The organism is Paenibacillus sp. DP01 (genome assembly GCF_044784315.1).
GTDB lineage: Bacteria > Bacillota > Bacilli > Paenibacillales > Paenibacillaceae > Paenibacillus > Paenibacillus polymyxa.
The window spans coordinates 1,001,531-1,025,283 of sequence record NZ_CP173059.1 but is presented as its reverse complement, the minus strand read 5'-3'; the positions used below and the strand labels follow the sequence as shown (position 1 = coordinate 1,025,283).

The 23,753-nt window shown below is 44.4% G+C and carries 21 protein-coding genes and 2 pseudogenes; 5 read left to right on the top strand and 18 right to left on the bottom strand.

Going from position 1 to position 23,753, the window contains the following annotated elements:
- Positions 1–350: 350 nt before the first annotated feature.
- A complete protein-coding gene (locus tag ACH59B_RS04645; RefSeq protein WP_016819839.1) occupies positions 351–1,115 on the top strand; it encodes an SDR family oxidoreductase in 765 nt (254 codons plus the stop codon).
- A gap of 109 nt (positions 1,116–1,224) precedes the next feature.
- Here the strand turns inward: ACH59B_RS04645 and ACH59B_RS04640 are convergent, their stop codons facing one another.
- Positions 1,225–2,703, bottom strand: coding sequence for a YdiU family protein (locus ACH59B_RS04640; RefSeq protein ID WP_016819838.1), 1,479 nt, complete (start codon positions 2,701–2,703; stop codon positions 1,225–1,227).
- A gap of 111 nt (positions 2,704–2,814) precedes the next feature.
- On the bottom strand, positions 2,815–3,264 hold the full coding sequence (locus tag ACH59B_RS04635; RefSeq protein WP_016819837.1) for a VOC family protein: 450 nt from the start codon (positions 3,262–3,264) through the stop codon (positions 2,815–2,817).
- A 124-nt stretch (positions 3,265–3,388) separates the two neighbouring features.
- Here ACH59B_RS04635 and ACH59B_RS04630 point away from each other — a divergent pair, with 124 nt between their 5' ends.
- Positions 3,389–4,327 carry a YafY family protein gene (locus ACH59B_RS04630; RefSeq protein WP_016819836.1) on the top strand — a complete coding sequence of 313 codons (939 nt, stop codon included), beginning with the start codon at positions 3,389–3,391 and terminating at the stop codon, positions 4,325–4,327.
- A 91-nt stretch (positions 4,328–4,418) separates the two neighbouring features.
- On the opposite strand, the gene ACH59B_RS04625 is transcribed toward ACH59B_RS04630, so the two are convergent.
- The 3 genes from ACH59B_RS04625 to ACH59B_RS04615 all read right to left on the bottom strand — a co-directional run bounded on the left by ACH59B_RS04625 (position 4,419) and on the right by ACH59B_RS04615 (position 8,148).
- On the bottom strand, positions 4,419–4,790 hold the full coding sequence (locus ACH59B_RS04625; RefSeq protein WP_225164894.1) for a hypothetical protein: 372 nt from the start codon (positions 4,788–4,790) through the stop codon (positions 4,419–4,421).
- A gap of 151 nt (positions 4,791–4,941) precedes the next feature.
- Positions 4,942–7,116: a 1,3-beta-galactosyl-N-acetylhexosamine phosphorylase gene (gene gnpA, locus ACH59B_RS04620; protein ID WP_016819834.1), complete on the bottom strand. Its 2,175-nt coding sequence runs from the start codon at positions 7,114–7,116 to the stop codon at positions 4,942–4,944.
- A 12-nt stretch (positions 7,117–7,128) separates the two neighbouring features.
- Positions 7,129–8,148, bottom strand: a complete 1,020-nt coding sequence (locus ACH59B_RS04615) for a glycoside hydrolase family 105 protein (RefSeq protein ID WP_016819833.1) — start codon at positions 8,146–8,148, stop codon at positions 7,129–7,131.
- Positions 8,149–8,482: 334 nt separating this feature from the next.
- Between ACH59B_RS04615 and ACH59B_RS04610 the strand changes: the two are divergent.
- Both ACH59B_RS04610 and ACH59B_RS04605 read left to right on the top strand, forming a co-directional pair.
- Positions 8,483–8,983 (top strand): annotated as a pseudogene (locus ACH59B_RS04610) (AraC family ligand binding domain-containing protein); the annotation flags it as partial.
- Positions 8,984–9,034: 51 nt separating this feature from the next.
- The gene (locus tag ACH59B_RS04605; RefSeq protein ID WP_230681859.1) at positions 9,035–9,439 is read left to right on the top strand and encodes an AraC family transcriptional regulator; all 405 of its coding nucleotides are present in this window, start codon (positions 9,035–9,037) and stop codon (positions 9,437–9,439) included.
- Here ACH59B_RS04605 and ACH59B_RS04600 read toward each other — a convergent pair.
- The 9 genes and pseudogenes from ACH59B_RS04600 to ACH59B_RS04560 all read right to left on the bottom strand — a co-directional run bounded on the left by ACH59B_RS04600 (position 9,436) and on the right by ACH59B_RS04560 (position 18,091).
- Positions 9,436–10,764: an amidohydrolase family protein gene (locus tag ACH59B_RS04600; RefSeq protein ID WP_404303404.1), complete on the bottom strand. Its 1,329-nt coding sequence runs from the start codon at positions 10,762–10,764 to the stop codon at positions 9,436–9,438. The two genes, ACH59B_RS04605 and ACH59B_RS04600, sit on opposite strands and share 4 nt — an antisense overlap.
- 135 nt (positions 10,765–10,899) lie before the next feature.
- Positions 10,900–11,487, bottom strand: coding sequence for a TetR/AcrR family transcriptional regulator (locus tag ACH59B_RS04595; protein ID WP_225164844.1), 588 nt, complete (start codon positions 11,485–11,487; stop codon positions 10,900–10,902).
- 356 nt (positions 11,488–11,843) lie between these two features.
- Positions 11,844–12,413, bottom strand: a complete 570-nt coding sequence (locus tag ACH59B_RS04590) for a hypothetical protein (RefSeq protein WP_090888486.1) — start codon at positions 12,411–12,413, stop codon at positions 11,844–11,846.
- Positions 12,414–12,467: 54 nt separating this feature from the next.
- The gene (locus ACH59B_RS04585; RefSeq protein ID WP_025364069.1) at positions 12,468–13,457 is read right to left on the bottom strand and encodes a tRNA-dihydrouridine synthase; all 990 of its coding nucleotides are present in this window, start codon (positions 13,455–13,457) and stop codon (positions 12,468–12,470) included.
- A 391-nt stretch (positions 13,458–13,848) separates the two neighbouring features.
- A pseudogene (locus ACH59B_RS04580) lies at positions 13,849–13,953 on the bottom strand (N-6 DNA methylase); the annotation flags it as partial.
- Between the two features lie 19 nt (positions 13,954–13,972).
- Positions 13,973–15,730, bottom strand: coding sequence for a 23S rRNA (uracil(1939)-C(5))-methyltransferase RlmD (rlmD, locus tag ACH59B_RS04575; protein ID WP_404303401.1), 1,758 nt, complete (start codon positions 15,728–15,730; stop codon positions 13,973–13,975).
- A gap of 223 nt (positions 15,731–15,953) precedes the next feature.
- Positions 15,954–16,835, bottom strand: coding sequence for a diacylglycerol kinase (locus ACH59B_RS04570; protein ID WP_019686192.1), 882 nt, complete (start codon positions 16,833–16,835; stop codon positions 15,954–15,956).
- A gap of 177 nt (positions 16,836–17,012) precedes the next feature.
- Complete coding sequence (locus ACH59B_RS04565) at positions 17,013–17,801, bottom strand: sirohydrochlorin chelatase (protein ID WP_025364066.1); 789 nt, start codon at positions 17,799–17,801, stop codon at positions 17,013–17,015.
- Positions 17,801–18,091 (bottom strand): YerC/YecD family TrpR-related protein, encoded by a 291-nt coding sequence (locus ACH59B_RS04560; RefSeq protein WP_007428885.1) that lies wholly within the window; start codon positions 18,089–18,091, stop codon positions 17,801–17,803. Before ACH59B_RS04560 ends, ACH59B_RS04565 begins: the two co-directional genes overlap by 1 nt.
- Positions 18,092–18,320: 229 nt before the next feature.
- Here ACH59B_RS04560 and ACH59B_RS04555 point away from each other — a divergent pair, with 229 nt between their 5' ends.
- On the top strand, positions 18,321–18,836 hold the full coding sequence (locus ACH59B_RS04555; protein WP_017426205.1) for a hypothetical protein: 516 nt from the start codon (positions 18,321–18,323) through the stop codon (positions 18,834–18,836).
- Between the two features lie 6 nt (positions 18,837–18,842).
- Here ACH59B_RS04555 and corA read toward each other — a convergent pair whose 3' ends face one another.
- The 4 genes from corA to ACH59B_RS04535 form a co-directional block, all read right to left on the bottom strand.
- Complete coding sequence (gene corA / locus ACH59B_RS04550) at positions 18,843–19,802, bottom strand: magnesium/cobalt transporter CorA (protein WP_025364065.1); 960 nt, start codon at positions 19,800–19,802, stop codon at positions 18,843–18,845.
- 539 nt (positions 19,803–20,341) lie between these two features.
- On the bottom strand, positions 20,342–21,070 hold the full coding sequence (locus tag ACH59B_RS04545) for an amino acid ABC transporter ATP-binding protein (protein ID WP_013369518.1): 729 nt from the start codon (positions 21,068–21,070) through the stop codon (positions 20,342–20,344).
- Positions 21,063–22,511 carry an amino acid ABC transporter substrate-binding protein/permease gene (locus tag ACH59B_RS04540; RefSeq protein ID WP_016819806.1) on the bottom strand — a complete coding sequence of 483 codons (1,449 nt, stop codon included), beginning with the start codon at positions 22,509–22,511 and terminating at the stop codon, positions 21,063–21,065. The genes ACH59B_RS04545 and ACH59B_RS04540 overlap by 8 nt, the downstream gene beginning before the upstream one ends.
- Before the next feature lie 241 nt (positions 22,512–22,752).
- A complete protein-coding gene (locus ACH59B_RS04535; RefSeq protein ID WP_016819805.1) occupies positions 22,753–23,742 on the bottom strand; it encodes an inorganic phosphate transporter in 990 nt (329 codons plus the stop codon).
- Positions 23,743–23,753 lie beyond the last annotated feature (11 nt).

Here is a 23,753-nt window from a genome sequence, read left to right as displayed (position 1 = left end):
GTCAACCACGTCCTATTTGCCGTCCAAACCTTACTGTTTCTAAGACCGAGTCCGTAGCATTAGATGCATTGTATGACAAAAAACGTCTAAATACAACTGCTAATTAGCAGACATTTTTAGACATGAAATGGAAAGGAAGGAGATTCATTTTACTGAACATTGGTCAATTCAATGTAATGCATTAGAGCGTTGAAGATACGTGTTTTTTCAATGATAAATATCACGATATTAAGCTTGTTTAAAGCCTATATCCATACAGTGTAAAACATAAGCTCCGAATGAAAGAGCAACATTTCAAACATACCCTTGTGATATAACTATGCATGAATTCCAAACAAGGAGATGAAGACATGAGTAAGTTAAAAGGTCAAATCGCTTTAGTAACTGGTGCAAGTCGAGGAATCGGTCGTGGCATTGCATTACGTCTGGCTCGGGAGGGGGCCATTGTCGCAGTACACTACGGAAAAAGGCATAGAGAAGCAGATGAGGTGGTTCATCAAATTGAGCAACTTGGAGGGGCTGCATTTACGATTGGTGCTGACTTCAGTGCCCTGAACGGCATTCATGATTTATATGCGAAATTGGATGAAGCGCTTCGGGAATGTACAGGCGATAATCGGTTTGATATTCTCGTCAATAACGCTGGAATAGGTCAAATTGTCCCTCTGGAAGAGGCAACAGAAGAATCTTTTGACGAAGTCATGAACATGAATGTCAAAGCACCTCTTTTTGTTACCCAGCAAGCTTTGCCGCGTCTAAAAGATGGAGGCCGCATTATCAATCTCTCATCGTTTGTTACACGCGTGGCCTCCCCTAGTGTTTTCGCATATAGCATGTCAAAGGGGGCCATCGACACACTAACGCACGTTTTGGCTCATCAACTTGGGAGCCGTCATATTACCGTCAACGCCATCCAACCAGGCATTATCAATACAGAGATGAATAGCGGAACCTTACAAGATCCTGACGGACAGAAATTTGCCGCTGGCCTATCAACCTTTAAACGCTGGGGAGAGCCTGAAGATGTTGCAGATATAGCTGCCTTTCTTGCCTCAACGGATAGCCGCTGGATAACGGGTCAATTGATTGATGCAAGTGGTGGATCTCATCTGTAAATGAACAGATTCAAAATAAAAACAAAATGCGTTGGTGAGAGAAAGTTGTTCTTCTCCACCAACGCATGAAATACGTTATCAGCCAATTGTTCAGCATGACTACTACAGATCAGGTACCGCAAAATGTTCGGTAAGGACAAGTGGATTCCTCAGGCAATGTAGAGTAAATTTCCTGTTCGGTAGAATAAGCATAAGGGTTCGAAAGAACTTCAAGAAGCTGCTCCATCACTCGGTAATCTTCTCGTTCCACCGCAGCCTCCAGTGCTTCTTCTACCCGATGGTTGCGCGGGATAATTGCGGGATTGCTGCTGCGCATCAGCTGATACGAGGTGGCTTCGGATTCCTGCTGTCTGTCCAGCCTCGCCTGCCACTCCTCGTGCCACTGGGTAAAATCCGCCGTGCTGAACAAAACCGCATCCTCCAGCTTTTTTAAAGTGAGAGCACGGAAGGTATTGGTGTAGTCCGCGCGATGCTTCTGCATGATTTTAAGAAGATCCTCAATAAGGGACTCATCCTGCGGCTCTTCGTTAAAGATCCCCAATTTGGCCCGCATTCCCGCAAGCCAATGATGGCGAAACATGTTTGCAAAATCTGAAATTGCATCCTCGGCCATTTTGACAGCCTGCTCTCTGTTGTCATGCAGCAGTGGCAAGAGGGTCTCTGCCAATCTCGCGAGATTCCACGCAGCGATATGCGGCTGATTGACATAAGCATAGCGGCCCTGCATGTCGATGGAACTGAACACCGTCTCAGGATTATAGGTATCCATAAAGGCGCAAGGACCATAATCAATAGTTTCTCCGCTAAGAGTCATATTGTCAGTGTTCATCACTCCGTGAATAAAACCCACCAGCTGCCATTGGGCGATCAGCTTCGCCTGACGCTTAATCACTTCCTGAAGCAGTGAAAGGTAACGGTTTTCGTCATTGGCAACTTCCGGATAGTGTCGTTCCAATGTGTAATCAGCCAGAGTACGCAGATCTTGGGAAGTGCCCCATGCTGAGACATATTGAAAGGTGCCGACGCGAAGATGACTGGCAGCCACACGAGTCAGAATGGCACCGGGCTGCTCAGTTTCCCGGACGATCGCCTCACCCGTGATTACCACCGCCAAGCTGCGGGTGGTAGCGATACCTAGCGCATGCATCGCTTCGCTGATGATGTATTCGCGGAGCATCGGCCCAAGTGCCGCACGGCCATCACCACGACGGGAGTACGGCGTTCTGCCTGAGCCCTTGAGCTGAACATCAACTCGTTTGCCCGAGGGAGTGATCTGTTCGCCGAGCAGTAGAGCACGGCCGTCTCCTAGCATGTTAAAATGCCCAAATTGATGTCCTGCGTAAGCTTGAGCAAGAGGCGTAGCACCCTCGGGAACCTGATTGCCGGCCAATATCGCTACGGCATCATCTTTTTGCAGCGCATTTTCGTTCAAACCCAGTGAGACTGCCAACGGATGATTTAAAATGATCAGCTTTGGTGAGCGAACAGGATTTGGATTGAGCTTCGTAAACATGGATTCCGGCAGACGAGAATAACTGTTGTCGAAGTTCCACCCTATTTTATCAGCTATTTCTTTTTTCTCCGTCATAGTGTCTCCTTTTCTGCTGTGGTATCTTGGATTTGCCCATTTTAGTTTTTACTTCTATCCATTTATTATCCACTTTTCACCATGCTGTTGTGCTTTTTTTAACCTACTTTTTTATTGTAACCGCTGGTCAAACATGAATTGTATTTGGATACCGAACGGGTCTTCAATAATACCATAGGCTTGGCTAAACACATTGCCAGATAAAGGTACAATGATTTTCACTCGCTCATCTGTTATGAGACTATGATAAAATTGTTCAATTTCTTCTCTGTCAGCACTTTGAATACATAATGAAATGTTATTCCCTACGGTATATTCCTCATTGGGATTCATTGGTTCTTCTGCTATCATAACCTTTGTTCTTCCGATCAATAAGACAGAATGAGAAATATAATCTTTATTTTCATCAGTAAGCTGTATTGAGCTGTCACGTTTGGCCATGTCCTGATAAGTAACAAGAAATCGTTCCTCTGCGTTAAAATGTTTTTTGTAAAAAGCTATAGCTTCCTTTGCTTTTCCGTTCATGGATAAGAAAATAGCTATTTCCAGTGTTGTACTCATGGGTTCAATCTCCTTTTTTATCATGCTTTTAGGTAGATATCTTATAGATTTGATATATCCCCTTGAACCTATTATCATTTGTAAAGGTATCAAAACATGACACCTTTTATAAGGAGATTTATGTATGAAGAAATCCGAAAGATTAAATGACATGATCAGATACTTAAACAGTCGAGAGTACTTTAATTTAAATGATCTCATGGATAAATACCACATTTCAAAAAGTACAGCCCTACGTGATATTAGTTCATTAGAACAATTAGGTATGCCTATTTATTCGGAACATGGCCGACATGGACGATATGGTATCTTAAAAAATAGACTGTTATCCCCTATTATTTTTACGATGGATGAAGTGTATGCTCTATACTTTGCAATGTTGACCTTAGAAGCTTATCAATCTACACCCTTTCATTTGAGTGTTAATAAACTCAATGAAAAGTTTGAACACTGTCTTTCTAAAATACAAATAAACCAGATTCATAAAATGAAAAAGGTTCTACAATTTGAAATATATCAGCATAATCATGTTAGTCGTTATTTAGATAAAATTCTAACCAGCGTTCTTAATGAGACGTACTGTAAGATTCAATATTCAAAAAATAACCAGAACAAAAGTTATCATGTTCAATTTTTCAAGATTTCCGCTAAGTTTGGCCAATGGTACGCTACTGGAATAGAGTTAAATACGAACAAATATAGGGTTTTCAGATGTGATCGAATCACCTCAATAGAAGAAGAGGAAATCAATTCTCACTTTTCTATAGATGAACTCATTATTCGTTCATTAGAAATGTATCAATCTGAGAAGAGCATTGATTTTGAAGTAGAAATTGTAGAACAAGCCAAGGATATCTTTTATAAAGAACATTATCCTTCTATGAAAATAGAACAGGGTCATAAAACAGTCATAAAAGGATTTTATAATCCTGGAGAAGAAGAGTTTATCGCTAATTACTTTATGAGATATGGTCATTATGTACGATCCGTGAAGCCTGAATCTTTAAAACAGATTATTAAAGAAAGAGTTGAGCACCTCTTAAACCATTATCAAAAATTATAAGATCATCGAAGGTTTGTTCAAAATGCTCTCTACATTTTAGCAGGGAAAAGAAGCCTCAAGCTCCTTTTCCCTGCTAACGATGACATTGGTATTATGGCTTCCGTTTGGCGATAACAGCATAAGATACCGTTCTTGTGGTTCCCGTTGGATTCCATGCAGTAAAGAACCATCTGTCTTCCGCCGCAGAATAGTTATCGAGCAGAAACCCTTGCTGATTTCCCGAGAAAATCCATGAACCGCTAATCAGATTGTAGTCGTTACCGTTAATCGTAGTGCTTCTAAAGCTATTAGGAGAAATAGTGACCGGAGCGAAAGTGAAGCGTGCAAACCCATCTCCAAGTTGAGTTACACGAATGGCTTTTTTAACATTCATAACCACATGGCTTCTTTTTTTCAGTTTTTTCCCCAATTTTGCTTCCGCTTTTCTAATTTTCACTAAAGTTGCCTTTCGCAAAGAAATCATCTCCTTCATTGTTATACTTATAGTTAATGAAGGACTAAATGCTTTTGAATGGACAAAATCCCCGGTAAATTGGCTGGATTTTCTGGAGGTGCTGAAACAAAAAGCCCTTTCTTAAAATAAAGGAGGGCTTGATACCGCTACTTCTTATGTCCTATACCGATTTTGTTAAGCCGATATGGGTGATCATGGTGTCATAGGGCTCTAATTCCATGATTTGTTTGCCATAGTCCGTTTCAATCGTTGTTTTTTGCAGTTGATCGCTATTGTTAATAACAACCAACATTTTACTTTCTGGATAATAAGCACACTCTGTATATAAGTTATCCGTAATATACTTCGTTTCATTGAGCTCATTGCCCGCAAAGCGGATTATATTCAGCAGCAATCTTGTATTTTCCCAGCTGAATTCGAAGGAAGGAAGGTAAATTCCCTTACCTTTACCGAAGGCATGAGTGGATAGTGTTATCATTCCATTCGTTTCACCCGCTATCGCAGCTGACCCATCCGTAAGATAAATCCTATTCTTCGGCGTTATACTTGCCCCTTCAGGCACCAAACCATGCTCATCCCTAACCTCATATGTCCATCTTCCATGAGCTACTCTGGAGCCTGTATCCTCATCCAGACCGAGGACATGTGCCATTCTGAAAAAGCTGTCATGACCTTCAACCGCTGAAGGCTGATTGATGCCAATAAAGGTGCCGCCCTCATAAACCCATTGGGTCAGTAAGTCTACACATTTGTTGTCATCCCAGTGCTTTCCGCCACTCCATGCTGTACCAGCAGAGCCCGCATTAATCACTACATCACAATCCTGTAGTATTCCCTGACGGATATCGTCAAAATCAATGAACTGAACTTCAACCGGCAATCCGGACAAAGCCTCATTGATATGAATCAAATCATGCGTATATGTTTCGTGGAAATGACCAGACAAGGTCCACGATCTCAATTTTCCCCAGCTGTGCAGAATAGCTACCTTCGTCTTCATGTGATAGGGTTTGCCTTCATGATGCAGTTCTTTGATTTCTCTGAACTCGTTGGCAATCTTTTCGATGTAATCACAAAAATCCGGGTAAGGCTCTACAAGATGCAAATATCCACCCAGTCCAATCCGGTCAATAGGCTCCCTCAACAGGGCGCGCCGGATATTAATCCAATACTTTTTGGCATCCAGCGTGGGGTCGCCCCCTTCCATAAAGGTAGGAAGCCCGCCTAAGCCAACCGGAAATAAGTAGGGATGCAGCCGAATCTCATGCGTATTCACTTTTACACCTGAACACAGCCTCGCCTCATAACCTGAGAACACACATTTGATCAATCCGTCAAATCCAAACTCTTGAAAACGTTCATTATAAGGCTCCATGCCAACCCAACTGTCATCATAAAACACATAGGCCAGCTTGCCGTGCTGATGCACGATATCAATTAATTTCTTGCCAAATTCGATTACAAAATCATTGATAAATGCCATCCAGTCCAGCTTGCGCTGCTCAGCCGGGATATGTGTGACGCGATACTTTCCACCATTCACAAAATCCTCGGCAGTCATCGAATACCCATATCTCTTGGCAAATAGATTAAGCGCTCTTGAGCTTACCGTAAAATCGTATGACCCCCAATCAGAGAACAGATGGCGATTGCGCTCATTGCTGCCCCAAATCCAGGCGAAGTTATAAAATAAGGAGGTAAACCGGACAACCGTGGTTTCCTTATGATGAAGACACCAATCTTCCATCCAATCCAGCAGATACTGTTGCGTTTCTGTATAAATAGGATCAATCTGCATCAAATGCTCTTTGTCCCAATGGTTCGTGGTGTGATTGTACATGGAAATCTCTTCCCAGATCCGGTAGACCATGAAGCTTACCGTGTATTTATGCCAAGGAGCAATTCCGGTAATGACCACATTTCCGGATTCCCTTTCATAATTCCATTGTTCTCTTGGAACTTCTTCCCCGGTCGTTCTGTCAAAAACCTGCCAGTAGTTAAGCGCCTCTTTGGAATCATTCACTTTGAATTGTTCTGCAAAAAAATCCTCCATCAGATAGATGGATACATAATCCTGTACAGCTACCTTCGGATTCGTAATTAAAAAACACTGCTGCAGCTTATCCAGATTGCGGGACGCCCACTCGTTATGATCTCTGATGATACAGATTGTAGAATAAATGCCGTATCCAGCGTTTATAATCTCATCGGACAATTGCGTGCCATCACTGTCACGGATGACATCGGCACCCCATCGTTCAGCTAATTTCAGGGTCAGCGCCTCATAACCAGATTCCCCCGGTAGTGTAAAGGCCCCCGTTGCTTGTTTAGACAACTTCGATCCCTCCTAATTCAACATATCGGATAGAAAAGCCAACGCCAAGCCTTGTCCCCAGCCCTGAATCCAGTCTTTTGGAATATTGCGATACCCTTCCCGATCTTTCATAACCGCTGTGCCGCCCGATACACCCAGTACCCGTCCGTCTTCGCTAATATGGTTCAAGATGCCCTTCAGTGCCTTTTGCACGTATTTGGTATGCAGCGGATTGCCGTTATTGATCATGGCCGCCGCAATACCGCAAGATGCAGATACTTCTTCATAGGACTCCTCGTCATCCAGTACCGTCCGCCATAAGCCGTTCTCTGTTTGGATACCTTTCAGTGCCGCCAGTTGATCCCGAAGGGAACATTCCACGTCCATACACGGCGGATACAAATACCAGTCTTTCAAATGAATTTTGACTTGCGACATGGTATATGCTCCCCAAGCATTCGCTCTTCCCCAGAAAAATCCGGACATGTGATCCTGTTTGACATTGTTGTAGCCATGGTACCAGAGACCACTGCTAGGGTCTTGCAGGTATTTGATATGCCAGTAATATTGATTTAAGGCATCCTGGATCATTTTCTCGTCCTTTAATTTGGTTCCTACTCGAAGCAGAAAAAATGCCGCCATAAACAACGTATCTGCCCATGCCTGTTCTGGAAAGTCATTAGCAACGGATACTGTATGCTGCAGAACATGGTCTCCAAACCTGAGAGCATTGTTTTGGATGTAATCCACCTTGCTCATCACAATATCCCAATATTTCTGGTCCCCTGTTTCTTCATACAATGTGATCAGCATATGGCCCATGGCACATGTGTTTACCGTCCAGTGCGGCAGACCCAGCTCGATGTATTCATCTGCCCACTGGGCAAGCATATTTAAATAATCCTTATTTCCTGTTTGGGTATAGGCTCTGGATACACCATAATAAGCCACACCGCAGGGCCAATCCCATGTTAAATCCATCGCCATCGTTTTCCTGACGACTTTATCAATAACTCTTAATATTTCTTCCTTGTCATAAGTTGATTGAAGCATTGTTATTCCCCTCTCTTAGTGCACACGCCCCCAAAGGCGCTTGAGAGCGGTTCGTCACTGTTTTGGAAACGCTTTACTTATTCCATTGTACGCAGTAAAATAGTCTCAATCTAAGCACATTCGCAACAAAACTGCGCAATTTCAATCATTTATGTGAGAATTTTGCAAAAATCCAATAAGCGACTTCCGATAAACAATATATAGATCGACATGGTCTAGTTCGTCTATATATTGCACCTTGCAGCGATTGGAATCGAATTTTGCAAAATCCTGATGTATACCTGCTGGCTAAGCTTGATGTAACGTTGACCTAGAATCAACTCAAATCCAAGTTATGGGAGTATCGAATATGCCCAGAAAAAAGAAGCCCGTTATAGAATACCGACATTACAGCTTGCCCATCAACTTTCCTGTGTTGCTATTAAGTGGTGAACGTTGGAAGATTTCAGATATTAAAAGTGAGCACCTTCATTTTCATAACCATTTGGAGATTGGTATTTGCTATTCGGATGGCGGCTTCATGGAGATCAAAGGAGAAACTGTCCCCTTCAAAGCCGGGGATGTAACTTTCATTCCCAGGTATCTTCCTCACACCACGTACAGTTCGCCAAATACAGCCAGCCTTTGGTCTTATATCTTTTTTTCGCCAGAGGACCTTTTCCAACATTCTTTTAAAAGCGCTTACAGAAACTTTGAGCCCAATTTGTGGGTGATGAAGGGAACGAACTGTATATTAAACAAGGAGCAGCATCCCAAGGTGTATACACTTGCGACTTCGGTCGTAGAGGAATTACAACAACAGAACCCTTACTACCAGGAAAGCGCCTACGGCTTATTGCTATCCCTTTATATAGAGCTCCTTAGAATTCATTCTAGGAATGAACCAATGGCAAATCAAGAAACAGAGCATAGCTTGAAAAGCGAATTTGTCATTTCTCCGGCTTTGGAGTACATCACTAAACATTACATGAAGCCCGTTACCATAGATTTTTTGGCTGATCTATGCCATTTAAGTACAACCCATTTCCGCAGAAAATTTCATGAGATTATGGGAACGTCGCCCCTCGATTTCCTAAACAGCACCCGAATCGAAGAGGCCTGCAAGCAGTTAAAAAGCACAGAAGACTCCATTCTTTCGATCTCCGAGCAAGTCGGTTATCGCTCCATTTCCAGCTTCAACCGATGCTTCTCCAAGCTTATGGGAGAGCCCCCCAAAGAATGGCGTAAAGGAGCGCAATCCGAAGCACAATCCGCGAAAGCGTCTATACTGGAGTTTACGGGGTGGGTCTAATTTTGCCAAACTGAATCCAGCAGCTCGTCCACTTCCTGAATTCGGGTCACTGATGGTGTTGGTATAAGATTGCCCTTCACCATAACCATAGCTACATTTGACAAAGCTTTTATGTTGTCCAAAGGGTTGTGCTCCAGCACGATTAAATCTGCCTGTTTTCCGATATCAATGCTCCCTGTAAGGTGATCAATGCCTAGGATTTCCGCATTAGACTTTGTTGCCCATTCGATGACCTGACCCGCATTCAGTTTCGTTTGTCTCATATAGTGGTCTAGTTCCCGCCACATATCATAGTGAGTGACGTAAGACATTGCGGCATCCGTTCCAATCCCAATTTTGATCTCATGTTCTACAGCCTGACGCAGCCCCTTTAGCATGGAGTCGTACACAAGCCGCGAATTTTCCTTAACCGTTTCATTCACCTTCGTTAGGCTTGTGCCCAATTTTGCAATGGGATACCCAGCCTGCAAAGTAGGAATTAAGGCGGTATAGCCCTTTAATGCTCTAGGATTGTTTTGGTACAGTCTTATGATCTCCTCATCCTTCTCCGCACCATGTTCAATGGTATCCACCCCGCCCTTTAGCCCGATTCTTACGCCTTCGGTACTTTCCACATGGGCTGCTACACGCATGCCATTTTTATGGGCTTCCTCGCAGACGGCGGCTACTTCTTCCTCCGTCATTTGCAAGCGGCCCGCTTCGCCGACCATGGTGGCATCGGTAACCCCGCCAGTCACGCATATTTTAATTAGGTCTACTCCGTTTTTCACATTAATTCTTACATTTCTTCTCGCTTCCCATGGCGAATCGCCAGTCAAGGCCAAATAAGGTGCCCCATGACCGCCCGTTACGCTCAGGAAATACCCGGACGCCAAAAGGTTGGGACCGACAAACTGGTTTGCATTAATTTCATTTCGGAGCTGTGCATCAGTGTAAAAAAATTCACCGACGCTGCGCATCGTGGTTACACCGGAATGTAGTGCCGTCAGAGCATTTTTCTTCACCCGTTTTTTTAACACACTTCGCCCTAGTCTCGTATCCAAAATATGATGGAATGCAAAATTCAGCAGCCCTTCGCTTACAGACAGCGTAAACGGCTTTCCATCTGCGAATAGATGGACGTGCGCGTTGATGAGACCAGGCATCACATATTTCCCCGATAAATCAATCGTTTGATAATGGCTGGGAATAGCCAAATTGTTTGCCTTCCCGATTTCCTGAATCAGCCCGTCTTCATGAATTAAAATCGTCATCATTTTTTCAACGTCTTTTTTCGTATCTCCATAAATCACATTGCAGTTCTTAAGTGCATAACCTGTCCCCATCGTTTCTCCCTCCTGTTGCGCTCATGGTGTTTAATAATGAATTACCCATTCATTTTTGAAACAAAAAAAATAGGGACTATCTTGATGTCAAAAAAATGATAGACTGTCCCGAGAATATTTCCCTACGTGTAGACATTATTCATTCAAGCCTTCTAGTCCATGCAGTCTGTACAGGTTAAGCGCCTCAAAAATCCGTTTCCGGCGATCAGCGCTCATATCCCTCTTTAACAAATCCAAAATCATATTGATAACACTATTGGCAATGATACTGAGCAAAATCATATTTTCATCAGTTTCGATTTCATATCTTTTATAAGTATTTTTCAAATAGGGCTTCTTGGTTTCGATCATCAGATCAATTAGTTCTTTTTTTGCATTGCTGTAGATTGTCCCTTTACTTTTTTCAAAAATAATGACAATCTGCATGCTATATTGAGTTAATAGGTTGATTTGCTCCTGAACAATCGCCGATTTTTTTTCGTTATGGGTTTCTCCAAAAAAAGTCTGGTTATCGATATGAATGCTTTCCACTAACACATTCTTCAAATAATCCACTAAAGATGGCGGAACAACCGAATAAAATAACTCCTTTTTATTCTTAAAATAAGTATAAATATTTCCGACAGAAATTTGTATCTCATCCGCAATATCGCTCATTTTGGCATCTACAAAGCCTTTTCGAAAAAACACCTTTAAAGCGGCTGATTCAATTTCCTTTTTCACTTCATCTTTTTTGGCCTGTATGATGAGCACCCTCATTCAATAATGAATAATTCATTCATTTTTAGTGTAGTTCGGTGGTTTTGATTGTCAAACCGGAGGAAGATAACAGAAACTTTGACATTTACGATAGGTAATAATTCCGTTGTATGGCCGCACCTGTATAGATAGACTTATGCTACCAAGCAGGGAATTCTAGAATATAGCCGAGACAAAAAAACAGGGAAAAGTCATGGTAGAAGCCGGTTTGCCCCGTTCTCCACTCAACCTTTCCCAAATTTCTTTCACATCCTATATTCATATCTTCAGTGAGAACAACCCTGACACGATGGGCCTCCACCAATAAAAGTTATTTATTTTCATAACGTACTATGCCGTAACTCATAAAAATACTGAACAATCGGATGCTTTAACTTCATCTTCTCGGTCATGTTTAAAATTCGCTTTTTCCCTACTCGTCTGTCCACTAAAGCTAGAATATTCAATAAGATATCATTACTCTCTAAGCTGTCCTCTATAGAAGTAGTTAAAAAGTTATTAGCTACAACATTAAAATTAGACTTGCTTAATGAGGCCTGTGCTGACAAAAGCTCCTTTGCATGTTCTGATATTTTTCTACCTCTTGCAATTACTTGTAGACGATCCTCCGGAACGTTCCCATTAGTATCTTTTCTGACCGCTTCAATTTCCTCATTGCTGATAGGAACTTGGATATCTGGATCATTCTTGATTTCCAACTCCGTCTGATACCATTTGATTGGACTAGTGATATCATTCATATTGAGTATGTTCTTCTTATCTACAGTTATATAACAAATTCCAGACTTATCAGATAAATAACGGTAACTGGTAGCTCGGTATTCGACCCTTCCGTCTAAAGCAGGAGAGAGGAAGCTCTCCAGTTGTTGCTTCAATTTACTCCAGGACATATATCCTCCTATGTTTTCAATGCCTACTAACAGCCCGTCCTCCAACTTGGCAATTTAAATTCCACGTTCCTCTACCTCATCATGATCCTTGCTTCCAAACTCATCAAGCAATGTACGCACTTCACTTGTTGATTTGGCGTTCATTAAGCTGTTTCTGAGTTCACTTGCCCCTCGGAATCCACGGACATATATTTTGAAGAAGCGAGCGAGAGGGCTGAACGAACGTGGCTCCTGCGCTGAATAATGATCATGGAGATCTAGATGAAGCCGCAGCAGTCCAAGCAATCCCTCACTGCTGTGTTCCTTCGGCTCCTTCTCAAACGCAAATGGATTCTGGAAAATACCACGCCCAATCATAATGCCATCCACTCCATATTGCTCAGCGAGCTTCAAGCCGGTCTGACGGTCCGGAATATCTCCGTTAATGGTCAGCAGTGTATCTGGTGCCACCTCATCACGAAGTTTCTTAATCTCCGGAATCAGCTCCCAGTGGGCGTCTACTTTGCTCATTTCCTCTCTTGTCCGCAGATGAATGGACAAATTCACAATGTCTTGTTTCAAAATATGGGTCAACCAGTCGCGCCATTCGTCTACGGCAGTGAAACCAAGCCTTGTTTTCACACTGACGGGCAGTCCCCCGGCTTTGGCGGCCTGAATGATATCCGCTGCGATTTCGGGACGGCAGATCAGGCCGCTTCCCTTCCCATTCTCGGCTACATTCGCTACAGGGCAACCCATATTAATATCGATGCCTTTGAAGCCTTCTTTCGCCATACCGATGCTCATTTCACGGAAATATTCCGGCTTATCTCCCCAGATATGGGCCACCATGGGCTGTTCATCCTCTGTAAAAGTCAAACGCCCGCGTACACTTTTGTTCCCCTCCGGGTGACAATAACTCTCTGTATTCGCAAACTCCGTAAAAAACACATCCGGTCTGGCTGCTTCACTTACGACATGGCGAAACACAACATCCGTCACATCTTCCATCGGTGCCAGTATAAAAAAAGGTCGCGGCAAATCACGCCAAAAATTATTCGTCATATCAAAAACTCCTCTATAAATACCAGGACAAATCTGTGGTCCCAAAATGATAAAGCTAACCTGCTCATGTCCTTGCTTCTTCTTCACATATCACATGTTTAAGCAACGTAGTTCAAACGGCAGTATATGTTAAGCATAGACATCTAAATGAGTATATCATACTCAATAGAGGAGCGTACTCCCCAAAAGCTCACAAAAAAAGGAAGAGCGCCGCCCCTCCTTGTCATCTTCTATAAACGTACTGCGCCACAGTTCATAGAAAACTGCACGGCATAACTTTCCCCAGCCTATGCCGTTCCCAAGCGAATGGCTTAAAAAAAGAGCCGAGGAATAATATCCTTGACCCTTTTCGTCAATTTCTACACATGAATACCCAAAATTTTCAGCTGCATGCCACATGAGCATATTTATCAACATCTACACGATTTCGGTACGTTTCGATAATCTTATTGATGTTTTTATCAGTAAGTTTGTTTTGATTTTCACCTTTTTCAAACGCCAATGCACCTCAACAATTAGTCTTTTCTGACCAACAGCGCAACACTCTCCACATGCACTGTATGCGGGAACATATCTACAGGCTGTACTTCCACTGTTTTATACCCGCCGTCCTCCAATATCCTTAAATCCCGCGCCAGTGTGCTTGGGTTACAGGATACATACACCACGCGTTCTGGCTTCATCTCCAGAATGGTGTCGAGCAGGCGTGGATCGCAGCCCTTGCGGGGTGGATCGACGACGATAACGTCGGCGGTGATGCCTTGTTCTTTCCAAGCAGGAATGACATCTTCGGATGCGCCTACCTCAAACTTCACATTACGCATTTCGTTCAATAGCGCATTACTTCGTGCATCGTCGATGGCTTCTTTGACGATCTCCACCCCATACACCTGGTCGGCATGCTGAGCGAGGAACAGAGAAATCGTACCGATGCCGCAATAGGCATCAATCACCGTTTCTTTGCCTGTGAGCCCGGCATATTCGACGGTTTTGCTATACAGCACTTCCGTTTGTACGGGATTCACCTGATAAAAGGATCTTGGGGAAATCGCAAACTGTACGTTTCCAATGTAGTCGTAGATCACGTCACGACCCCACAGTACACGAGTCTCGTCGCCAAAAATAACGTTCGTTCGCTTCGTGTTCACGTTCTGGCATATGCTTGCCACGTGTGGGATGTGCTCACGAATACTGCCGATCCACGCATCTGCGTGCGGAATATCTCGCCCATTTGTGACGAGGACCAGCATCATTTCACCTGTGCGAAAAGCGGTCTTCACAACGACATGGCGTAACAGCCCGCGTCCGGTTTCTTCATTATATGCACTGATGCCCAGCATTCGGCCAATCTCTTTCACACGTGCGACAACTTCGTCATTGCGCTCGTCTTGAATGAGACAAGTGTTCATATCCACGATGCGATGGCTGCCGCGTGCGTAGAAGCCGCCGACAAGCCCACCTTCGGTGACACCAATCGGCACCTGGGCTTTGTTGCGATACCGCCAAGGCTCACTCATACCGAGTGTAGGATGCACGACTACGCCTTGTACACGCGACATGTGGTCTGCACTTCCATCCGCAGAGTCAGCCAAAACCTCTGCAATATGCTCACTGGACTCCGTAGCCACACTCAGCTTTCCGATACGTTCCAGCACATCCACTACATGTTGTCGCTTCCAGCTGAGCTGCGCTTCATAGCTCATATGCTGGATCTGACAACCGCCACATTGATCATAGATGGCGCACGGAGCTGCAATCCGGTCAGGGCTAGATTGCGCGATATCCAGAAGCTTGGCATAGCCATATTGCTTTTTTGTTTTCAGCACCTTGACCCGTACCTTTTCACCCGGTAACGCCCCCGGAACGAACAGCGTAAAACCCTCGACACGCCCTACGCCCTCGCCATCATGGTTCATGCCGATGATGTCTATCACGGCCTCATCATTCTTTTGCACAGGCAGATCGCTACGCTCTGCATTAGACCTGCTACGATTGGAAGCTTCCTGATTCCGTCTATCGTTACTCCGTTCATCATCGGAAAATGGACGAGATTTCCGTTCATCCTCCCGCATTTTTCGATCCGAATTATCCATATTTCCACTTTTGCTTTCGGTTCCAGCCCGAAGCATTCTATTCCCAGCTCCAACTCGTGACTGTTCCAGTTCTCTCTCTTTTTTCGCCTGTATGGTCTTGTGGTGCTGCTTTCCTTGAACTGGAGTTGCTGTTGCTGTATTCCGGCGGCTTTTTCCACGTCCGCTACGGTTATTCGTCATGATGGTCACTTCTTTCTGTTCTTCTTTTCATGCTTATCTTCATTCAGCCACATCATTCAAATCGTCATCTAGACGATGTTTAAACATCAACTCGAAAATGCCGTTACTCCCCACGGAGAACGGCAAGGACCGATATGTTCCCTACATAAACAATTATCTACTCTGCGTTCTGTATATCGCACTGCTCAACCAACTGGGAACCAATTCATTCCCGTTCATTTCCTTACCGAAAAACATTCAAATGATGCGGAAGATTTCGGAAGGTCGCTGGCAGTGTGCCTCCTAATTCGCCATCCAGATTAAGCTGGACATAGCCAGGTGAGGTCACTTCCATGTAATCTGTTCTGAAATAAACGATTTTTTTGTCCTGCAAGTGCTCTCCGCGCAGCGCAAGTGTAACCAAGCGGATCATTTCCGCCAAATTGCATTTGCGCACAGCGATGACATCGAGCAGTCCATCATCTATTGTCGCCCCAGGAGCAAGCTTTTCAAACCCGCCCACCGAATTTGTATTCGCGATCAGGAAAAGCATAAATTCGTCGTGGATCACTTCCTGACCCGTTGCCTTGATGATCAGCTCCTGTGGAGCAAGGCTGACCATTTTCTCCATACCTTTAAAATAATACGCCAATTGGCCAATCATCGTTTTGAGCTTGCTTGGAACTTCATACGTAAGCTCGGTTAAAGTTCCGCCGCCTGCGATGTTGATAAAGTAGCGGTCATTGGCTTTTCCGATATCCAGTGGCTTCGGATTTTGACGAATAACAAGGTCACAATAATCCTCCCAGTGCTTGGGAATGCCCAGTGCTCTGGCAAAATCATTCGTCGTTCCCAGAGGAAACACACCCAGAGGCGGGCGGTTTTCCCGTTCAGCCATCCCGTTAATGACCTCATACAATGTACCATCGCCACCAGCGGCAATAATCATATCATAGCCACGCTCAACGGCCTCTGTTGCGGCACGCGTTGCGTCCCCTTCTCCTGTAGTTGCATGGCAAGAGGCCTCAATACCACCTTCATCCAGGCGCTGCAAGACATCCGCAAGGCGACGTTTCATTTCCTCACGCCCAGAGGTCGGGTTATAGATTAATCTAGCTCTTTTCATTCCGTTACGCCACCCGTATATTTAATGATATTTATATTCACATCGCAGTTCATCACATTCAGTCTGTACAAAATATCATCATACTGGAAAAAGACCTCTTTTACAATAAAAGAAGCCAGTCACTATCCAAATAAGGGAATTTCAGGTTAGAAACGCTATCACCGAATTCAGACCATCTTATCTATTGTCAGTCCTTGCTTGTTTCTGCATACTCTGTAACAGTTCACAAACTTGTCTGTCCATCCAGCTTGTAAGCAAAGGATGCGGCAATAAAGGATCTCCTGAATAACGGTATTCGAGTCCCTGTAAGCGTTTGGGAATCATATGACTTGTAAAATAACCCGAACTCAAAAACAGCGGTGCCACAATAACATCATGACCCCGCTCCTGATTCCAATACGCTGCCTTGTCATGCACACCCTCAGGATTTAGCAAAGCGTAATCCGTGATGATACCACTCACGTTTTGCACCGTACGGGCCAACGAGGAAATCCCTTGCTCCCAGCGCTGAAGAAAGCCGTTGTGCGCGCTCCCGTGTCCTACGAGTAAAATGACCTCGCGCGCAGGATCGACTGACAACGAGCGAACCTTGTCCCACACCATGCGGGCAACATCTTCGCCATCATCCAATGGACTACCAAAATGCACACGTGCCTTCAATCGAAAGGGTTCCAAATCTGTTTCTTTGTCTGGCGCAGCTTTGACTCCCAGCGCATAGCTAATTTCATCTATATGCGTACTGCCTGACGACACAAACAAAGGAATAACCAGTAAATCTGTTACCCCCAAGGCTTCCAGACGGTCAATCCCATTTTGAATCAATCTTCCTTTAACCGTTTCCAAAAATGAAACCTCTATCGGCATTTCTTCCAGCAATTGAAGCTTTGCAACTGCCTGATCCACCTGTTCCACCCAATATGGCTCTCTAGAGCCATGGCTGATGACTAGTATCCCAGGGCTCTGCATTAGCGGCCCAGACGTTCCAAAGTCATTTTATACCCGTCATTCCCATAGTTCAGACAACGTTTCACACGTGAAATGGTGGCTGTACTGGCGCCTGTCTCAGCTTCAATCTGATTATATGTGCTGCCTTTGCCAAGCATACGGGCAACCTCCAGACGTTGGGAGAGGGATTGAATTTCATTAATTGTGCACAGATCATCAAAAAATACATAGCACTCTTCCAAATTTTTAAGAGTTAAAATAGCTTCGAACAATTGATCAATACTTTTATCATTAAGCTTTTTAAGCTGCATAGATTATCATCTCCCAAAGGTTACAATCTCTCCTCATTGTACTCGACAAATAGTTAGTTTTTCAAGCATTAACGGTTTCACGCATTACAGAACAACATTACATGACTACAGAAACTTCCTGTACGAATGCCCAAATCCGCTTTTATACCTCATTTCAGGACACGTGCCTAAACCCACTGTGCGTTTGTAACATACAGTAGAGTATCAATCTGCAAAGGAATGTGATCTCATGCCTGGACATTACTATCATCGGAGGGCGCAAACGCGTTCCATTTCCGATCCGTATAGTTCAACTCCTTACCCTGGACTCGATCCCTACAGCGAGGTTCCGCAAGTCGATTCCTCCGCCGTGGTGCCTTATGAGGCACCAGCGAGCATAACAGATGCCGCCGTGGTCACGCCAGACCCCGCCCCAGCCAAAGGAGGCCTGCTTGGCGGTCTTGGCAATCTTGGTAATCTCAACGATATTAAAGGTATTATTGACCGTATGGGCGGTATTGACGGGATTGTTGCTACGGTCGGCAAGGTACAAAAGATCATGTCTAGCGTGCAGCAATTTGCTCCGATGGCAAAACTGATTATGGGCTCGCTCCCAGCATTCAACAAAAACGCAAGCAAAAAAACGACAACACCAATTACTGAGGAACTGGATGAATATACCCCACCACGCCGACGCCGGAAAAAGACACAGCGCAAAAGTACCACAACCCCGCGCAGACGTCCGCGCAAACGCACAAGAAAGTAGGCTATTTTATTTAAACCAACCTCGGCGCATAAACCACACCACCATCGCAACACTCAATAAGAACATAAAGAACAGTACGCCAAAATATCCATATTTCCAGCCCAACTCGGGCATATTCGAAAAATTCATACCATAAATTCCTGCAATCAGCGTCAAGGGCATAAAAACGGTCGTAATTACGGTCAGCGTCTTCATAATTGAATTCATGCGATTGGAATTAAGCGATATGTAACTGTCTCTCAGGTCGGCTGTCATCTCGCGGTCGGCCTCCAGCATGTCCGTCAGCTTCAATAAATGATCATAGATATCCGTAAAATAAGCCATATGATCCCCTTGACCCTGCACATGCTGCGAATTCAAAACTCGGTACATCAGATCACGCATCGGTACGATCGTACGGCGCAGCTTGAGCAACCTGCCACGCAGGTCAAATACCTGCTTCATTAATTCCTCTACCGATTCGTGTGCGCCCAAACCTTCCAGTTCGGCTAATTCATCCTCAATGATGAAAAGGCTTGGAAAATAGTTGTCTACCAGCTTGTCCATCACCGTATAAGCTGCAGCCAGCGGTCCGCGAGACCATATTTTACGTTCGTTCGCATGCTCGACAATCCGCTCCCAAGCCTGATCCAGCTCCTCTAGTTCATGATGGTGATATGTAACCAAAAAACGGCTGCTAATAAACATATCTACCTCTTCCGCCTCTAATGTATCTACATCAAGCGCATGTACCACCAGAAACTGTACATTCTCGTAATAATCCAACTTGGGACGTTGCAGAACATGCATACAATCCTCTACAGCCAGCGGGTGAAAATGAAAATAACTCGTCAGCAGCTCTGACTCTTGATCTGTAGGCTCGTTAAAGTCAGCCCAGATCCATATGTAATCTTCCATGACAATCTGCTCTAACGGTTGTCCCACCGTCACCTGATGATCGTGCCCTATAGTCAATGTACGTATCACCGTACGTCCCCCTCGCATATACTGCCGTCTTATGTGTTATTTATATTTTATATAAGCCATTCCACATTATACAAATCTCAAGTTCTAGGTTTCATATGCTCTAATGAAGAAAAGGATATCTCCGGGCCAGCACGCTCCCGAAGATATCCTTAAAATAATTCATTCGTTACCCCTTAAATCTTTTTTCATTTCTTATACAGTTGTGGGATGCCCGGTTCCACCATTCAAATCGAATGATGCTTACTCGCTATATCCCCCTCGGCGCAACAAGCAAAGCGCTGCGCCAATTCCCTCTGCCTATCCCCACCTATTTAAAAGTGGCGCAGGTTTTGCGACAAAGGAGCAGATTCAGCGGGCAGTAGCGTAGTGGTCCATTTGAATCTGGAGAAGCGAAGCGCTCGCCTTTGCCCCTGAATTCTAGCCTTTTCATGTGTCATACAATCCAAAAAAATTCAGGGGCAACAGCGATCGGAAGATCAAATGGAACGCGGAGCGGTCTCCTATGTCTTCGCCTGCACTCCCGGCAAACCCTGTCCCACTTACAATACTTTCTCCAAGAAACTAATGGTCCGCTCGTTTTTCGGATTACCAAATACCTCTTGCGGTGTTCCTTCTTCCACGATGTAACCACCGTCCATAAATACGACACGGTCACTTACTTCACGCGCAAAGCCCATCTCATGCGTTACGATCATCATCGTCATGCCTTCGCGAGCCAGATCTTTCATTACGCCGAGCACTTCGCCCACCATTTCAGGATCAAGCGCCGAGGTTGGCTCGTCGAACAGCATAATGTCTGGGTTCATTGCAAGCGCACGTGCAATCGCCACACGCTGCTTCTGGCCGCCGGAAAGCTGTCCTGGCAATGCATCTGCCTTATCGGCCAAACCTACGCGATCCAGCAACTTCATAGCTGTCTCACGTGCCTCTGTCTTCGTCTGTTTGCCCAGCTCAGTCGGCGCGAACATAATGTTCTTGAGCACCGTCATATGCGGGAACAGATTGAAATGCTGAAACACCATCCCTATATTTTCACGGACCTTGTTAATGTCCACGTTTTTGTCACCCAATTTGTAATCATCGACGATGACCTCACCAGCTGTAATTTCCTCCAGCATATTCATACAACGTAAAAACGTACTTTTCCCTGAACCCGAAGGTCCAATGACGCATACAACTTCGCCTTCCCGTACTTGCATGTCAATGCCTTTTAGCACCTGGTTACTGCCATAGCTTTTTTTCAGGTTTTTAACGATAATCTTACCCACGGCGAACTCTCCCTTCAAGACGGTTGGAAATTTTGGTCAGGACTGTAATGACGATAAGATACATCACCGCAACGACCAGCCAAATATCAAAGGATTGGAACGTCCGTGCAATAATGATTTTGCCCGATTGGGTCAATTCAACCAGACCGATAACCGACAAAATCGACGTATCCTTCAACGTAATAACCAACTGATTGATAAACGACGGGATCATGATTTTCACAGCTTGTGGCAAAATGATTTTCAGCATGGCTGTCCGGTATGGCAAACCAAGCGAACGAGCTGCTTCCATTTGTCCCGGATCAATGGACTGAATACCCCCGCGGATAATTTCGGTCACATAAGCACCAGCGTTTAGGGATAACGTCAACACCGCCGCGACAAAAAGCGGCATTTTAAAATCGAGTGCCTGTGGGATACCGAAGTAAATAAAGAATGCAAGTACGATCAGTGGAATACCACGGAATACATCAACGAAAACAGTTGCAATACCGCGGAACACCTTGTTATGGCTCACTTTCATAAAGCCAAACACCAGTCCCAGCAAAAAGGCTACGAGCAAGGATACCAGGGTGTACAACAGCGTATTTCCCATCCCTTTAATCAACGCAGGCAGCGAAGCGGAAATGAGTTCCCAGCGGCTGCGTTCTACAGGAGCCACACCTTTGCCGGATTCTCCCAGGTATTTGGACATAATTTTGTCATATTCCCCGCTGTTACGAAGATTCACAAGCCCTGCATTGAATTTTTCTAGCAGCTCCGCATTTTTGCCTTGGTTGACAGCGAAACCGTAAGAGCCACCTTTTTCCTTATCAGTCACCAGCTTAAGACCATTATTCTGAGTCACACCGTATGCCAGTACCGGATAATCATCAAAGCAGGCAACCGAGTTACCTGTTTTAACTTCATCATACATTTGAGAAGAATCGTCGAACGGAACGGTAGTAAATCCATATTTTGCCTTAATGGATTCCGCGAATGTGTAGCCTTGTGTTCCTGTTTTGACAGCGACACGCTGTCCTTTCAAGTCCTCATAGCGTTTAATCGTATCATTATCCTTACGGACCGCCATGACAACACCTGAGTCGAAATAGGGCTCAGAAAAATCAAATTTTTGCTTGCGTTCATCTGTAATACTCATCCCGGCAATGACACCATCCACTTGATTCGTTTCAAGGGCCTGCACTGCCGCGTTAAAGCCAAGTGGCTTAACGGTATACTCAAAATTCTGGTCCTTAGCAATAGCTGCCAGTAAATCCATATCAATTCCGACAAATTTACCATTTACATCTTCAAACTCAAAAGGCGCGAACGTTGTATCCGTGCCGATATCATACTTTGTTTTATTTTCTGCGTGGGCCACTACACCGAAATTACCGGCCAGGGCAACCACAGAAAACAAACAAATCATGAGTGCTATTAGTTTTCTTGGTTTTTGCATAAGATCCTCCAGTCAGTTGAACGGTTCAAAGTTTTCTGTTTATTCTACAGGAGTTATTAAAAATTGACTACTTTGATGTCAGGTATTTTTTAAAAAACATCTCATGGAACTATCTGGATGTGTAAACTTTAGAGATGCATTTTTGCCCGAGAATGCCAATAAGCCCCTGCCGCAAAAAGCGGACGGAAGCTTATTGTGTATCCTATATTGTATGTTCTTTTTCTAGAAACCATGAAGAAAACTAGAAAAGAATTTTGAATATCAAACCTGACAATAGCGCAGAAATTGGAATCGTTATTACCCAGGTTATTACAATACGGCCAGCTAGTGACCAGCGAACCGCACTAAAACGCTTCGCAGACCCTACACCCAGAATCGCCGAAGTAATAGCATGAGTGGTACTTACTGGCAAATGAAGCAAAGTAGCTGTGAATATAACGGAAGCCCCCGAAACGTCGGCTGCAAATCCATTGATTGGGTCAATTTTAAAAATCTTAGTTCCCATCGTCTTGATGATCTTCCAGCCCCCAATAGACGTACCAAGCGCCATGGCTGTTGCAGCTGAAATTTTCACCCACATAGGTACTTCCAAATGGTCTTGATACCCTGCCGAGACGAGTGCGAACGTGATAATCCCCATCGCCTTCTGAGCATCATTCGTACCATGCGTAAACGACTGAATAGCTGCCGTAATCACCTGCATGGTACGGAAACCCTTGTTCACCGTATGCGGACTGCGATAAGCAAAGATGTATTTCAAAATCATCATCACAATGTAACCGACAACAAAAGCAATCAACGGGGAGAAAATAAGACCCTCAACAATCCCGATAAAGCCGCTCCAATTTAATTTATCCTGTCCTGCACCTACATACACCGCTCCGGCCAACGCACCAATCAATGCATGGGAAGAGGATGAAGGAATACCGAACCACCAAGTCAAGAGATTCCAGATAATAGCGGCGATCAACGTCGCAATGACGATATCAATTCCGTTCGTAAGCTTGGTTGGATCAGCGACACTTCCACCAATGGTCTTGGCAACCCCGGTAAACAAGATCGCTCCGAGAAAGTTCATAACCGCAGCCATAATAATCGCACGTCGCGGCGTCAATGCACGGGTCGAGACCGAAGTAGCAATTGCGTTCGCCGTATCATGAAATCCATTAATAAAATCAAATGCCAGAGCAAGAAAAATAACAATACCTAGTACCAGTAAACTTGTATCCATGTAAAAGGACT

Excerpts from the sequence above, each read along its gene's own strand:
- ACH59B_RS04645 (WP_016819839.1), top strand. The coding sequence starts at position 351 with ATGAGTAAGTTAAAAGGTCAAATCGCTTTAGTAACTGGTGCAAGTCGA.
- ACH59B_RS04640 (WP_016819838.1), bottom strand. The coding sequence starts at position 2,703 with ATGACGGAGAAAAAAGAAATAGCTGATAAAATAGGGTGGAACTTCGAC.
- ACH59B_RS04635 (WP_016819837.1), bottom strand. The coding sequence starts at position 3,264 with ATGAGTACAACACTGGAAATAGCTATTTTCTTATCCATGAACGGAAAA.
- ACH59B_RS04630 (WP_016819836.1), top strand. The coding sequence starts at position 3,389 with ATGAAGAAATCCGAAAGATTAAATGACATGATCAGATACTTAAACAGT.
- ACH59B_RS04625 (WP_225164894.1), bottom strand. The coding sequence starts at position 4,790 with ATGATTTCTTTGCGAAAGGCAACTTTAGTGAAAATTAGAAAAGCGGAA.
- ACH59B_RS04615 (WP_016819833.1), bottom strand. The coding sequence starts at position 8,148 with ATGCTTCAATCAACTTATGACAAGGAAGAAATATTAAGAGTTATTGAT.
- ACH59B_RS04605 (WP_230681859.1), top strand. The coding sequence starts at position 9,035 with ATGGCAAATCAAGAAACAGAGCATAGCTTGAAAAGCGAATTTGTCATT.
- ACH59B_RS04600 (WP_404303404.1), bottom strand. The coding sequence starts at position 10,764 with ATGGGGACAGGTTATGCACTTAAGAACTGCAATGTGATTTATGGAGAT.
- ACH59B_RS04590 (WP_090888486.1), bottom strand. The coding sequence starts at position 12,413 with ATGTCCTGGAGTAAATTGAAGCAACAACTGGAGAGCTTCCTCTCTCCT.
- ACH59B_RS04585 (WP_025364069.1), bottom strand. The coding sequence starts at position 13,457 with ATGACGAATAATTTTTGGCGTGATTTGCCGCGACCTTTTTTTATACTG.
- rlmD (WP_404303401.1), bottom strand. The coding sequence starts at position 15,730 with ATGACGAATAACCGTAGCGGACGTGGAAAAAGCCGCCGGAATACAGCA.
- ACH59B_RS04570 (WP_019686192.1), bottom strand. The coding sequence starts at position 16,835 with ATGAAAAGAGCTAGATTAATCTATAACCCGACCTCTGGGCGTGAGGAA.
- ACH59B_RS04565 (WP_025364066.1), bottom strand. The coding sequence starts at position 17,801 with ATGCAGAGCCCTGGGATACTAGTCATCAGCCATGGCTCTAGAGAGCCA.
- ACH59B_RS04560 (WP_007428885.1), bottom strand. The coding sequence starts at position 18,091 with ATGCAGCTTAAAAAGCTTAATGATAAAAGTATTGATCAATTGTTCGAA.
- ACH59B_RS04555 (WP_017426205.1), top strand. The coding sequence starts at position 18,321 with ATGCCTGGACATTACTATCATCGGAGGGCGCAAACGCGTTCCATTTCC.
- ACH59B_RS04540 (WP_016819806.1), bottom strand. The coding sequence starts at position 22,511 with ATGCAAAAACCAAGAAAACTAATAGCACTCATGATTTGTTTGTTTTCT.
- ACH59B_RS04535 (WP_016819805.1), bottom strand. The coding sequence starts at position 23,742 with ATGGATACAAGTTTACTGGTACTAGGTATTGTTATTTTTCTTGCTCTG.